The sequence below is a fragment of the Paeniglutamicibacter selenitireducens genome, assembly GCF_051550675.1.
GTDB lineage: Bacteria > Actinomycetota > Actinomycetes > Actinomycetales > Micrococcaceae > Paeniglutamicibacter.
Window position 1 is genome coordinate 166,707 of record NZ_JBPULF010000010.1, and the last position, 12,850, is coordinate 179,556.

10 protein-coding genes and 1 tRNA gene are annotated in these 12,850 nt (G+C 66.2%); 8 read left to right on the forward strand and 3 right to left on the reverse strand.

The features are described from left to right. The first annotated feature begins 39 nt into the window (after positions 1 to 39). The 4 genes from ACSYDW_RS16295 to ACSYDW_RS16310 all read left to right on the forward strand — a co-directional run bounded on the left by ACSYDW_RS16295 (position 40) and on the right by ACSYDW_RS16310 (position 4,574). Complete coding sequence (locus ACSYDW_RS16295; RefSeq protein ID WP_438339776.1) at positions 40 to 1,155, forward strand: carbohydrate ABC transporter permease; 1,116 nt, start codon at positions 40 to 42, stop codon at positions 1,153 to 1,155. Then, entirely contained in the window at positions 1,152 to 2,048 is an 897-nt protein-coding gene (locus ACSYDW_RS16300) for a carbohydrate ABC transporter permease (protein ID WP_438339777.1), read from the forward strand. Before ACSYDW_RS16295 ends, ACSYDW_RS16300 begins: the two co-directional genes overlap by 4 nt. Next, positions 2,048 to 3,466 (forward strand): GH1 family beta-glucosidase, encoded by a 1,419-nt coding sequence (locus ACSYDW_RS16305; protein ID WP_438339778.1) that lies wholly within the window; start codon positions 2,048 to 2,050, stop codon positions 3,464 to 3,466. The genes ACSYDW_RS16300 and ACSYDW_RS16305 overlap by 1 nt, the downstream gene beginning before the upstream one ends. A gap of 94 nt (positions 3,467 to 3,560) precedes the next feature. Next, positions 3,561 to 4,574, forward strand: a complete 1,014-nt coding sequence (locus ACSYDW_RS16310; RefSeq protein ID WP_438339779.1) for a LacI family DNA-binding transcriptional regulator — start codon at positions 3,561 to 3,563, stop codon at positions 4,572 to 4,574. Positions 4,575 to 4,721: 147 nt separating this feature from the next. Here ACSYDW_RS16310 and ACSYDW_RS16315 read toward each other — a convergent pair. After that, positions 4,722 to 4,798, reverse strand: a tRNA-Arg gene (locus ACSYDW_RS16315). A gap of 306 nt (positions 4,799 to 5,104) precedes the next feature. Here ACSYDW_RS16315 and ACSYDW_RS16320 point away from each other — a divergent pair. The 4 genes from ACSYDW_RS16320 (at position 5,105) to ACSYDW_RS16335 (ending at position 10,668) form a co-directional block, all read left to right on the forward strand. Continuing rightward, a complete protein-coding gene (locus ACSYDW_RS16320; protein WP_438339780.1) occupies positions 5,105 to 6,934 on the forward strand; it encodes a phosphoenolpyruvate carboxykinase (GTP) in 1,830 nt (609 codons plus the stop codon). 129 nt (positions 6,935 to 7,063) lie between these two features. Then, the gene (locus tag ACSYDW_RS16325) at positions 7,064 to 8,911 is read left to right on the forward strand and encodes an SLC13 family permease (RefSeq protein WP_438339781.1); all 1,848 of its coding nucleotides are present in this window, start codon (positions 7,064 to 7,066) and stop codon (positions 8,909 to 8,911) included. Positions 8,912 to 8,968: 57 nt separating this feature from the next. After that, complete coding sequence (locus ACSYDW_RS16330; protein WP_438339782.1) at positions 8,969 to 9,496, forward strand: PadR family transcriptional regulator; 528 nt, start codon at positions 8,969 to 8,971, stop codon at positions 9,494 to 9,496. Further along, positions 9,493 to 10,668 carry an alpha/beta fold hydrolase gene (locus tag ACSYDW_RS16335; protein WP_438339783.1) on the forward strand — a complete coding sequence of 392 codons (1,176 nt, stop codon included), beginning with the start codon at positions 9,493 to 9,495 and terminating at the stop codon, positions 10,666 to 10,668. The genes ACSYDW_RS16330 and ACSYDW_RS16335 overlap by 4 nt, the downstream gene beginning before the upstream one ends. 142 nt (positions 10,669 to 10,810) lie before the next feature. Here ACSYDW_RS16335 and ACSYDW_RS16340 read toward each other — a convergent pair whose 3' ends face one another. Beyond that, positions 10,811 to 11,992: a globin domain-containing protein gene (locus ACSYDW_RS16340; protein WP_438339784.1), complete on the reverse strand. Its 1,182-nt coding sequence runs from the start codon at positions 11,990 to 11,992 to the stop codon at positions 10,811 to 10,813. 232 nt (positions 11,993 to 12,224) lie between these two features. Then, a complete protein-coding gene (locus ACSYDW_RS16345) occupies positions 12,225 to 12,671 on the reverse strand; it encodes an RrF2 family transcriptional regulator (protein WP_438339785.1) in 447 nt (148 codons plus the stop codon). Positions 12,672 to 12,850 lie beyond the last annotated feature (179 nt).

Consider the following 12,850-nt stretch of genomic DNA (forward strand, 5'->3'; position numbering starts at 1 on the left):
TCGCCGAGCCGGGCCCCTTCCCACCGGGAGAAGAAAACAATGACCAGCACCATCAGCCCGCCCTCGGGGCCACGGCAGGAACGCGGGGAGCCAGCCTCCCGCAGCGTCGGCCATCCCGGACAGGGAGCCCGGCCGCGTCTCCCGCTCCGGGCCAGGCTCGGCGCACTCGATGTCAAAGCATCCCCGTACCTGTACATCGCGCCGTTCTTCATCCTCTTTGCCCTGGTGGGACTCTTCCCGCTGGTTTACACCTTCGTCGTATCCATCAACGACTGGGACCTGCTCGCGGGGCCGGGGGACTGGGTGGGCCTTGAGAACTACGCGGCAGAGCTCAAGGACCCCTACTTCTGGAACTCGCTGTTCAACACCTTCAGCATCTTCCTGCTATCGGCCATCCCGCAGCTTGTCGCGGCAACCTTCATCGCCGCCATCCTTGACCAGAACCTGCGGGCCAAGACGTTCTGGCGCATGGGCGTCCTGTTGCCCTACGTCGTCACCCCGGTGGCGGTGACCCTGATCTTTTCCAGCGCCTTCGACGAGAAATACGGGCTGATCAACAACCTCCTCCAGACGCTCAACCTTGATCCCGTTGCCTGGAAATCAGAGGTCCTTCCCTCCCACCTTGCCATCGCCTCCATGGTGAACTGGCGCTGGACCGGCTACAACGCCCTGATCCTGTTGGCAGCCATGCAGGCCGTTCCCCGCGAACTGCACGAATCGGCCGCACTGGATGGTGCCGGTGCCTTCCGCCGGTTCTTCTCCATCACCCTGCCGGGCATCCGTCCGTCCATGATCTTCGTGATCATCACCGCGACCGTCGGCGGCCTGCAGATCTTCACCGAGCCCAAGCTTTTCAACCCCAGCAGCTCGACGCTCGGCGGGCCGAACCGCGAGTACCAGACCACGGTGCTCTACCTCTGGGACCTTGCCTTCAACCGCGGGGACTTCGGCAAGGCCTCGGCGGTGGCCTGGCTGCTCTTCCTGATCATCGTTGCCGTGGGGCTCCTGAATTTCTTCATCTCCCGGTCCATCGCATCATCCGGCGAGAACGGCCGGGGAAAACCCGGCCGCGCGGCTCGGAGGGCAGCAAGCGTCAAAGCACGGCAACCCGTCCGGGATGCCGCACCGGAGAACCCGAAGGAGGACCGGTCATGAACCAGCAAACCACGTCGCACCCGGCACCCGAACGCGGGGCCGTCTCCCCGCCCAGGGGCCGCAAGCGTTCCCTGGGCCTCGATCGGCGCCCGGGGTTCCTCACCTACGGCCTGCTTCTGGCATTCTTCCTCGGCGGCGCCTATCCGCTGTGGTGGTCGTTCGTTGTGGGTTCCAGCTCCGGAGCTGCCTTCGAGGGCTCCCTGCCACCGATCTTCCCCGGGGAGGCCTTCCTCTCCAATGTAGCCGAGGTGTTCGCGACGATCGACTTCTGGGCAGCGCTGGGCAACAGCATCGTCGTCTCCAGCGTCATCACCGTTTCGGTGGTCGGCTTCTCCACCCTCGCCGGGTACTCCTTCGCAAAGCTGCGCTTCCGAGGCAAGCAGGGACTGATGGTCTTCGTCATCGCCACCCTGGCCATACCCACCCAGCTCGGCATCATCCCGCTGTTCATGATGATGAAGGAGTTCGGCTGGACCGGCTCCCTGGGAGCCATCATGGTCCCCACGTTGGTCACCGCGTTCGGGGTGTTCTTCATGCGCCAGTACCTGGTCGATGTCATCCCCGACGAACTCATCGAGGCGGCCCGTGTCGATGGTGCCAGCATGATCCAGACCTTCTGGCACGTGGGGGTTCCAGCGGCGCGTCCGGCCATGGCCATCCTTGGCCTGTTCACGTTCATGACCGCCTGGACCGATTATCTCTGGCCACTGCTGGTGGCCCCGCAAAACCCCACGCTGCAGGTGGCGCTGAGCCAGCTTCAGTCGGCAAAGTACGTTGACCACACCATCGTGATGGCGGGCGCAGTAATGGCGACCATCCCCTTGTTGCTGCTCTTCGTGCTGGCCGGAAAACAACTCGTATCAGGAATCATGGCAGGAGCGGTAAAAGGCTAATGGGCGTCAACACAATTCACGACTTTTCCTGGCCATCGGGCTTCCTCTGGGGGTCGGCCACCGCGGCGGCCCAGATCGAGGGCGCCGCGCACGCGGACGGCAAGGAGGACTCCATTTGGGATGCCTTCGCCCGGGTACCCAATGCGATCGCCGGGGGCCACGACCTGGAGGTGGCGGTCGACCACTACAACCGCTACGCCGAGGACGTGGGCATCATGAAGACCCTGGGGCTGGATTCCTACAGGTTCTCCACCTCGTGGGCCCGCGTTGTCCCCGGCGGCCGCAGCGTCAATGCCAAGGGCCTGGACTTCTACAGCAGGCTGGTTGACGAACTGCTCGAGGCAAACATCCTGCCGTGGCTGACGCTCTACCACTGGGACCTTCCACAGGCCTTGGAGGAACGTGGCGGATGGGCCAACAGGGACACGGCCCACCGTTTCGTGGAGTACGCCGAGGCTGTCCATCGGGTGCTCGGCGACAGGGTTGCGCACTGGACGACCTTCAACGAACCCCTGTGCTCCTCGCTGATCGGATACGCCGCGGGCGAGCATGCGCCGGGCCGCCGGGAACCGCGCGCCGCGCTGGCCGCGATGCACCACCAGCACTTGGCGCATGGCATGGCCACGAGCAGGCTGCGCGAGTTGGGGGTCGAAACCATCGGCATCACGCTGAACCTGACGAATGCCGTGCCCAACGACCCGGACGACCCGGTGGACCTGGACGCAGCGAGGCGGATCGACGCCTTGTGGAACCGCATGTACCTCGACCCGATCCTGCGGGGGTCCTATCCCGACGACCTGCTCGAGGACCTCAAGGGCCACGGGCTTGCCGAACTCATCGAGCCCGGCGACCTGGAGATCATCCACCAGCCCATCGATTTCCTGGGCGTGAACCACTACCACGACGACAACGTCAGCGGACATCCGGCGGCACCGGACGCAGCGCCCGCGGTCGTGCCCACGGACAGCCCGAAGAGTTCTCCCTTCGTCGGCAGCGAGCATGTCAGCTTCCCCGCGCGGGACCTGCCGCTCACCGCGATGGGCTGGGAAGTGAACCCCGCGGGCCTCCGCACGTTGCTGAACCGGCTTACCGCCGACTACACAAACCTGCCACCGCTGTACATCACCGAGAACGGCGCGGCCTACGAGGACACCGTGGAACCGGATGGCTCGGTGGCCGACACTCAGCGCACCGCCTACATCCTGGGGCACATCGCGGCCGTCGCGGATGCCATCACGGACGGGGCGGATGTGCGCGGCTACTTCGTCTGGTCCCTGCTGGACAACTTCGAATGGGCTTGGGGTTACGCCAAGCGCTTCGGCATCGTCAGGGTCGACTACGAAACGCAGGAGAGAACCATCAAGGACAGCGGTCTCGCCTACGCGAAGCTGATCTCCTCGAGCCGTACACTGGCATAACCGGGTGCCGCGGAACGCTTCGAGTTCCGCGGCACCTCTCCGTCACCGCGACGGGGGACATGATCCGCACACGAAAGGGAAAGCCGGAAAGCGAATGGACGAGAGCGCCAAACCACAGCCGACCCTCGAGCTGGTGGCGGCCCGGGCAGGGGTCTCGCGGGCAACCGTCTCACGCGTCGTGAACGGCTCCCCGAAGGTCAGCGCCGAGGTCATCGAACAGGTCAACAGGGCCATCGTCGAACTCAAGTACGTTCCGAACCGGGCCGCGCGTTCGCTGGCCAACGGGCGGACCAATTCCATAGCCTTGGTGATCCCGGAAAACACTGCCAAGTTCTTCGCGGACCCCTACTTCGCGTCAGTGATCCAAGGTGCCGCCATGTACTTGGCCGACACGGAATTCACCCTCACGCTGCTCATTGCCACCGAAGCCGACCCTGCCAAGACCAGCAGGTACCTGCGCGGAGGCAATGTCGACGGCGCCTTGATCCTTTCGCACCACAGCGACGACCGCTCGTACGTGGAGCTGGCAGGTTCCCTGCCGATGGTCTTCGGCGGCCGGCCCATGAGCAACGAAAGCGGAGAGCTGCACGTGGTCGACGTGGACAACGTCGCCGCGGCCGCCACTGCAACCCGGACCATCCTTGGTACGGGGCGCCACCGCGTGGCCACGATCGCCGGCCCGCAAAACATGGGAGCTGGCCAGGACCGCCTGCAGGGGTGGCGTGATGCCCTGGAGGCGGCGGGCCAGAAGACGGACCTCGTTGAGTACGGAGACTTCACCCCGCCCGGGGGAGAGTCGGCGATGGCTGCCTTGCTCGAACGGAACGACGGGATCGACGGGATCTTCATCGCCAGTGCACAAATGGCCTTCGGCGCCCTGAAGGTCCTTCATGAACGTGGGATCCGGGTCCCGGAGGATATCTCGATCACGACTGTTGACAACGATTCCTATGCACAGAGTGCCTCCCCGCCCCTGACAACCATCGAACAGCCCGCCGAACGGCAGGGTGCTGTCATGGCCCGGCTGCTGGTGGAGCTGATCGCCGGAGGTCGGGTTCCGGAACGCACCATCATCGATACCGTACTGATCGAGCGCGGCTCGCACTAAGGTCGGAGCGTGGCACGGCGGTGCCGCCGCCCGCCCGGGGTGGGAATTGAGCCCCGCATCGGGGCGCGGCGCCGCCGTAGGTGCCGGCCATTCCCGAGTCTGACGCCGGACAGCAGAAAAGCCACGATTTCTCGTGGCTTTTCTTGTTGGTGCGCCCAAAGGGATTCGAACCCCTGACCTTCTGTTCCGTAGACAGACGCTCTATCCAGCTGAGCTATGGGCGCATATTCAATTCGGTCCGTGCCTTGCGGCTCGACCTCGAACAACTATACAGAGGATCGGGGCCCATGCAAAATCGCCCGGGTCGATGGCGCTGGTTGCGCGGTGTCTCAAATATTGAGGTATACCGGTCTACGTGACCTTCGTCACTTAAGTTGTGTCTTTCGTCGGGTTCAAGCCGCGAAAAATGGCGGTTTTAGTTTGAGCTTAACCCGGCGAGGCGAATTTTCGCGACCTGAGTCACAGGATTCATTTTGGTCCGCAACCTAGCATCGACTTATTGCAAATTCAGCCCAATGGAGGGAATGGACATGAGCGAGAGCTCGGACCAGAAGGTCATCGATGCAGCACCGACTACGCATTCAAAGCTGGCAGCTTGGGTGCAGGAAGTCGCGCAACTGACGCAGCCTGACCATGTCTATTGGGTAGATGGCACGCAGGAAGAGAACGACCGGCTGACCGCTGAGCTCGTTGCCGCGGGCACCCTGAAGAAGCTCACGCACGAATCGTTCCCGAATTCCTTCGCCGCATTCTCCGACCCCAAGGACGTTGCCCGCGTCGAGGAGCGCACCTTCATCTGCTCCGAGAACGAGCACGACGCCGGCTTCACCAACAACTGGATGGCCCCGGCCGTCATGAAGGAAAAGCTCAACGGGCTTTTCGCCGGCTCCATGCGTGGTCGCACCATGTACGTCATTCCGTTCGTGATGGGCCCGCTCGACGCCGAGCAGCCGCAGTACGGCGTTGAGATCTCCGACTCGGCCTACGTTGTCACGTCCATGCGCATCATGGCCCGCATCGGCAACGACGTGCTGCGCAAGATGGAGGCCGAGGACGCGTTCTTCGTTCCTGCCCTGCACACCGTGGGTGCCCCCTTGGCCCCGGGCGACGAGGATGTCGCCTGGCCGTGCAACGAGGACAAGTGGATCGTGCACTTCCCGGAAGAGCGTTCCATCTGGTCCTACGGTTCGGGCTACGGCGGAAACGCCCTGCTGGGCAAGAAGTGCTACGCCCTGCGTATCGCCTCCGTCATGGCGCGCGACGAGGGATGGCTCGCCGAGCACATGCTCATCCTGAAGCTGACCAACCCGGAAGGCAAGAGCTACAACGTCGCCGCCGCCTTCCCGTCGGCCTGTGGCAAGACCAACCTGGCCCTGCTGGACCCGACCATCGAGGGCTGGAAGGCCGAGACCCTGGGCGATGACATCAACTGGATGCGCATCGGCAAGGAAGGCGAGCTTCGCGGCATCAACCCGGAATACGGCCTGTTCGGCGTCGCGCCGGGCACCGGCTGGTCCACCAACCCGAACGCCATGCGTGCCATCACCAAGGGCAACTCCATCTTCACGAACGTTGCCCTCACCGATGACGGTGGCGTGTGGTGGGAAGGCATGACCGACGAGGCTCCCGCGCACCTGACCGACTGGCTGGGCAACGACTGGACCCCGGAGTCCGGTCGCGTTGCGGCACACCCGAACTCCCGCTTCTGCACGCCGATCGACCAGATCGACATGCTTTCCCCGGAGTACTACAGCCCGGAAGGCGTGGAAATCCACGCAATCCTCTTCGGCGGCCGGCGCAAGACCACCATCCCGCTGGTCACCGAGGCACGCAGCTGGACCAACGGCATCTTCATGGGCTCGACCCTGTCCTCGGAGACCACTGCTGCAGCAGCCGGTGCCGTGGGTGTTGTCCGCCGCGACCCGATGGCCATGCTGCCGTTCATCGGCTACAACGCAGGCGACTACCTGAACCACTGGGATTCCATCGAGTCCAAGGCCAACCCGGCACGCCTGCCCAAGATCTTCCTGGTCAACTGGTTCCGCCGCAACGCCGAGGGCGGATTCGCCTGGCCTGGCTTCGGGGACAACTCCCGTGTCCTGAAGTGGGCCATCGACCGCATCGAAGGCAAGGCCGACGCCCGCGAGACCCCGATCGGCTACGTTCCGACCGGTGACTCCATGGACCTCGCCGGCCTGGACATGACCGCGGCCGAGGTCGAGGCCGCTGTCGCAGTCCACAAGGACGAATGGACCGCCGAGCTGGCCAGCATCGAGGAATGGTACGCCAACTTCGGCGAGGCCCTCCCCGCGTCGCTGCAGGCCGAACTCGACGGACTGAAGGAACGTCTGGGCGCCTAGCCCCGGCATACAGGCATCACCCGGCGGGCCGGGGTGCGGATTGGATTCCGCGCCCCGGCCCGCCGTTTGTGCATCCGGTGCCGGAAGTGGCCCTCCGGAAAACCGGCCGCGTGCACTAGTGTTTGCCCCATGGACGAGGTCACAACCACACTGGTCATCTTGGCCTTGGCCGTGGCCGCGTTCATCTGGAACAAGCTTCCGGTGGAGGTCGTCGCGCTCGGTGTGGCGCTGGCGCTCTTCGGCACCGGCATCGTCAGCGCCGAGGAAGCCTACTCGGGGTTCGGCAGCGGGACGGTGGTGCTGATCGCCTCGCTGTTCGTCGTCGCCGAGGCCATCGACGCCGCAGGCATCACCACCTGGCTGGGCGGGTTGCTGATCCGCTTCTCCGGAAGCAGCCGCACCCGCCTGATGGTGCTCACCATGGCCATCACCGCGCTGCTCACGGCCTTCATCAGCGTCAACGGCGCCGTGGCGGCGCTGCTGCCGATGGTCGTGGTGCTGGCCGTGCGGCTGGGGCGCGAACCCGCGCAGCTGCTGATGCCCATGGCCTTTGCCGCGCATGCAGGTTCCCTGCTGGTGCTCACCGGGTCGCCGGTGAACATCCTGATCCTCGAGGCGGCCCTGGACTCCACGGGCCACGGCATCGGCTTCTTCGAATTCGGGCTGGTGGGCCTGCCGCTGCTTGTCGGCACCATCGCCCTGGCGCTCTGGCTGGGACCGAAGCTGATCCCGCGGCGCGACCCCGACACGCTCCCGCGCGACCTCAGTTCCCACGGGGACACGCTGCGGCGCCACCACCTGGGCGATGACGGACTCAGCCGGCTGGAGGTTCCCGCCGGGTCCGACCTCATCGGGCAACCGCGCATCGACCCGCTCGCCGACCACCCGGAGGGACTGTACCTGATCGGCGTGCAAGACCGCTCCGGAAAGCCCGTAAGTGCGCCGCTGCTGGCGGCGGGCGACCAGGTCATCGTGCGCGGCCGGCAGGGGACCATCGATGCGTTCGCCGCACGCCACGGCCTTGTCCAGTCGGCGGATTCCACCTGCGGGCTGATCAGCAGCTCCTTCGGCGTTGCCGAGGTGGTGGTGCCGCCGCGCTCGGGCCTGGTGGGCACCGAGGCCTACCCGGGCATGGTGACGGAGAGCGGGACCCTGGTGGTCCTCTCCCACCAGCGGCCCGGCCGCCCATCGTCGCCCGGCCGGGCCCGCATCAGTGCGGGGGACACCCTGTTGCTGCAGGGCACCTGGTCGGCCCTCGACAAGCACACTGCCGACCGGCAGGTCATCCTCGTCGATTCCCCCGATGCCGTGCGGCGCCAGGCGGTACCGCTGGGCCCGGGGGCGGTGCCTGCCCTGGCGGTGCTCGGGGCGATGGTGCTGCTGCTGACCACCAACCTCATCCCCGCGCCGATGGCCGCCATGCTCGCCGCCATCGCCATGGTGCTGCTGCGCGTCATCACCCCCGGGCAGGCGCACCGCTCGATGGCCTGGCAGACACTGATCCTGGTCGCCGGGATGATCCCGCTCTCCCTGGCGATCACCTCCACCGGCACCGCCTCGATGATCGCCGAGGGCATGGTCTCGGCCGTCGGGGACGCGGGCACGCTGCCGCTGCTTGCCGCGATTTTCGCCGTCACGGCGGTGCTTGGGCAGCTGATCAGCAACACCGCCACCGCGCTGATCATCATCCCGATCGGACTCTCGATCGCGGGTGAGTCGGGCATCAACCCGATCACCGTCCTGATGTGTATTTCCGTGGCGTCTTCCGCGGCGCTGCTGACACCGGTGGCGACCCCGGCCAACATGATGATCATGCAGCCGGCCGGGTACCGGTTCGGGGACTACTGGAAGTTCGGCCTGGCGGTGATGGCGCTCTACGCGGTGGTCGCGTTGTTCCTTGTCCCGTTGCTCTGGCCACCCGGCGCACCGGTACCTTCCGCGTATACCCCCGCCATGTCGAACTGGCAAGGGGTGTGACGGCCGGGATGCGTGGCTACGAGTTGAATCGCGTGCTGGATGTGTCAGGATGAAAGCATGATTCTCGCGCGTTTGATCCTCGGGCTCCTGAGCTTGGCACCCATGACCGGGTACGAGCTGAAGAAGCACTTCGACTCCTCGATCAACCACTTCTGGAACGCGGACAAGGCGCAGATCTACCGGACCCTGACCCAGCTGGTCAACGACGGCCAGGCCACCGTCGTGACGGTCGCGCAGGCAAACTACCCCGACCGGCAGGTCCACCACATCACGCAGCGCGGCCGCGAGACGCTGGTGCAGTGGCTGGAGGAAGATGTCACGGCGCATACCCCGCGAGAGCCGTTCCTGGCGAGGGTCTTCTTCGCGGCGGAGCTTGAGCGCGACGGCGTGGTGGAGTTGATCGAGGCCAGGCGCCGGGCCACCCGCGATTTGCTCGACGAGTACCTTTCCCAACGTGAGGACATCGACATGCGTGCAGCGGCTGACCGCCGAAGTTTCCTGATGGCCGCAACGCTCGACAACGGCATCCGCCATGCGGTGGCGGAGCTCGAGTGGCTCGATGCCGTCTCGGAGCACCTGCCATGAACCGGCACCATGGACCTGCACCCGCCGGTGGCGCGGGCGCCGACGAGGAATCCACCGGACAAGCCCCAGTGCACACGGAGGCTCCGGCGGCCGGCCACGGACGCCGGGCCCCTGGCAAGGCCAAGGCCGCAGAGGCGCGGAAGGCCGCGACAGCGGAGCAGTCCACGGAACTCGCCAAGGAGCCGGCCGGCGAACCTGTGAAGCCGTCCCCGTCGGCCGCCACCGACAAGCCCGCCCGCCCGCACCGGGCGCCGAAGACTTCCAAGGCGGCCGTGAAGCCGGCCGCGGCTCCGGCCGCAGCTCCCGCAGCAGCCCCCGCGGAACCGGCCGCCGAGGTTCCCGGAACCCCTGCCGAGGCCCAGAAGCTGCCACGCGACCCGGGCGGCTACCCGGAGTTCCACGCCCCCACGCGGGCCCGGCGCGACGGCAAGGCCGCCCAGACCATCGTCTTCCTGCACGGCGGAAACGTCGCGAACTGGAGCTGGGATCCGCAGGTGCGGGCCTTCAGCGACTACGAGGTGCTCACCCCGCACCTTCCGGGCTTCGGAGCCCGTGCCGAGGAGGACTGGGCCGGGCTGGACAGTGCGGCGGACGACGTCGCGGCAGTCATCGCGGACGAGGTCTCCAACGGCGGGGCGCACCTGGTGGGGCTGTCGCTGGGCGGCGCCATCGCCCTGCGCGTCGCCGCGCGCCACCCGGAGCTCGTCGAGTCCCTGATGATTTCCGGCGTCCCGGCGGCCGGCGTCTCCGCCTCGATGCGCGCCATGAGCCGGATGCAGCTCAAGCTCTTCAGCAGCGAGTGGTACTGGCGCTTCCAGGCCGGCGCCTATGGCATGGTGGCCGACGAACGGGACATGTTCACCGACCACGGAACCAAGCTGCGCACCGACAACATGCGGGCCATCATGGACGAGGTCGATCCCGGCGGCCTGCCGGAGAAGCTGGGAGGCTACAAGGGCCCGGTGCTTGTCGTTGCCGGAGGCAGGGAACCCAAGCTTGTGGCAAAGTCCTTCCCCGTGCTGGAGCGGGTGCTGCCGCAGGCGCAGTTCAGGACCGCCGTCGGCAGGCACCACCAGTGGAACATCGAAGACCCGATCCTCTTCAACGCGGCCGTCAGGTCCTGGGTTGAAAAGGGCGTGGCCCACCCGCGGCTGCAGGCACCGCCGGCCTAGAACCCTCCGGGGCCCCGCCGCACGGAGCGGGGCTCGAAGCACCAAGGCACGAAGGGCTGCCGTCGAAACCGACGGCAGCCCTTCGTGCCTTTCCCTGCTGCCTGCCGCGCGCGAGCGGGTCATGCGGCAGGCGGTGTCTTGGTTAGGCCGCGAGCCAGAGGTCGGGGCCGAACACCTCGTAGTGGATGTTCGTGGCGGGGATACCCGCATCGATGGCCTGCGAGCGGACGGCGCGCATGAACGGCAACGGGCCGCACAGGTACAGGCGGGCATCGGCCGGCAGGTCCAGGCCCTCCAGGGACATGTAGCCCTCGGTTGCCTCGGTGCCATCGGCCTTGGCGTTGATGTCCTCGAGCCACAGCTTCAGTTCCGCGTTGGGCAGGGCTGCCACGGATTCGCGCATCTGCTGCTTCAGTGCCCAGGCGTCCTCGGTGGCCTCGGCGTGCAGGACCAGCACCTGGCGGTCGGATCCGGCCGCGGCGAGGGTTGCCAGCGCGGAGGCGCTCGGGGTGCAGCCGATGCCGGCGGTGGCCAGTACGATCGGGGCTCCGGTGGTGTCGATGGTCAGGTCGCCATACGGGTTGGAGAGCTCGATGACGTCCCCGACGTTCAGGTTTCGGTGCATGAAGGGGGAGACCTCGCCGCCCTCGTCGAACTTGGTGGTGATGATGCGCTCGGTGGTGGAGGTGACGGCGTCGCTGAGAGTGTACTGGCGGCACTGGCGCAGGCCGTCCGCCAGTGCGACGCGGACCGAGACGAACTGGCCGGGTTCGGCGACGGTCACCGGGGTGTCGTCGGTCGGGACGAAGCGGAAGGTTATCGAACCGGTGCCCGCCGCTTCCTTGGAAGCGAGCTTCCAGTCGGTCCAGATCCTGTCGTTCGCCTGCTTGGAGTAGAGGCCCTTTTCGATCTTGATCAGGGCGTCGGCCATGAGCCAGTAGACCTCGGTCCACGCCTCTGCGACCTCCGGGGTCACTGCTTCTCCGAGGTCCTCGACGATCGCGGCGAAGAGGTGTTCGTACACGATTGGGTACTGCTCCTCGACGATACCCAGCGAGGTGTGCTTGTGGGCAATGCGGGCCAGCACGGCCTCCGGCAAGGTACCCGGGTTGTTGACCAAGTGGCTGGCGAAGGCGGCGATGGAGCCGGCGAGGGCCTGCTGCTGCGTGCCGTTGGTCTGGTTCGCTCGGGAGAAGAGCCCGTCAAGAAGCTCCGGGTGGGCCGCAAACAGCCGCGCGTAGAACTTCGGCGTGATGTGCGAGATCCGTTCGCCGATGATCGGCAGGGTGGCTTCGATGACCGGGCGGGACTTCTCGGAAAGCATAGGTGGCTCCTTGATGAACATGCAGGTACTTATCTTGTATTTGATATGCAAGATTTATGGTTAAGTTCTACGCCAGGTAGAAGGATGATGCAAATCGGAGGTGTACGGCACCGTGATTCCGCGGATTACCGAGGAGGCTTGATGCGCAGAATGGTCCAGGACCGGGCGGAGGGCGATGCACGCCGGGCGGGGGCGCAGGCACTTACCCGCGGCGGGGTGCGCCGGAATCCCCTCAGCGCACGACGGGGAAAGGCAGGAGTCTCGAGGCCACTGAACCGGTGAGGTCCTCGATGCGCAGGAGGTCGAGTTCCGCGTAGAACGCCTCGCGGGCGCGCCGCAGCGCTGAACGAAGGGTGCATTGGGCGATCAGCGGGCAGGGTACGCCGGCCTCGGATACGCAGTCGACGACGTCGTCTCTGACATCCAGCTCGCGCATCAGCGTTCCGACGGTGAGCTTCAGCCCGGTGGGAGTGATTTGCGACCCGCCGTAGCGTCCGCGGGCCACCTCGATGGCTTGGCGGTTTCGCAACTCCAGCACGGCTTTTGCTACGTGGTTGTAGGGCACGCCGATTTCCTCGGCAATGTCCCGTGTGGTGATTTGTTCGTCGCGGCGGGACCCGAGCAGCATCATGATGCGCAGGCACACATCGGCAAAGGCGCTGAGTTTCACGCCTTCCATTCTCGCAGGTGTTTCCCGGGGCCCACGGTGAAGGTGACGAATGCCTCCGCGTCGGCATGGCACGGCTGCCGGTGTTCGGGCAGGGCCGGTCGAGCGCGCTGCCGGCAGGCCCGGAGACGGGTGTGGGGCCCCACACCGCCCCCGGGCCGGGTTGGGGGCCCCCCCCCCCCCCCTGCGTG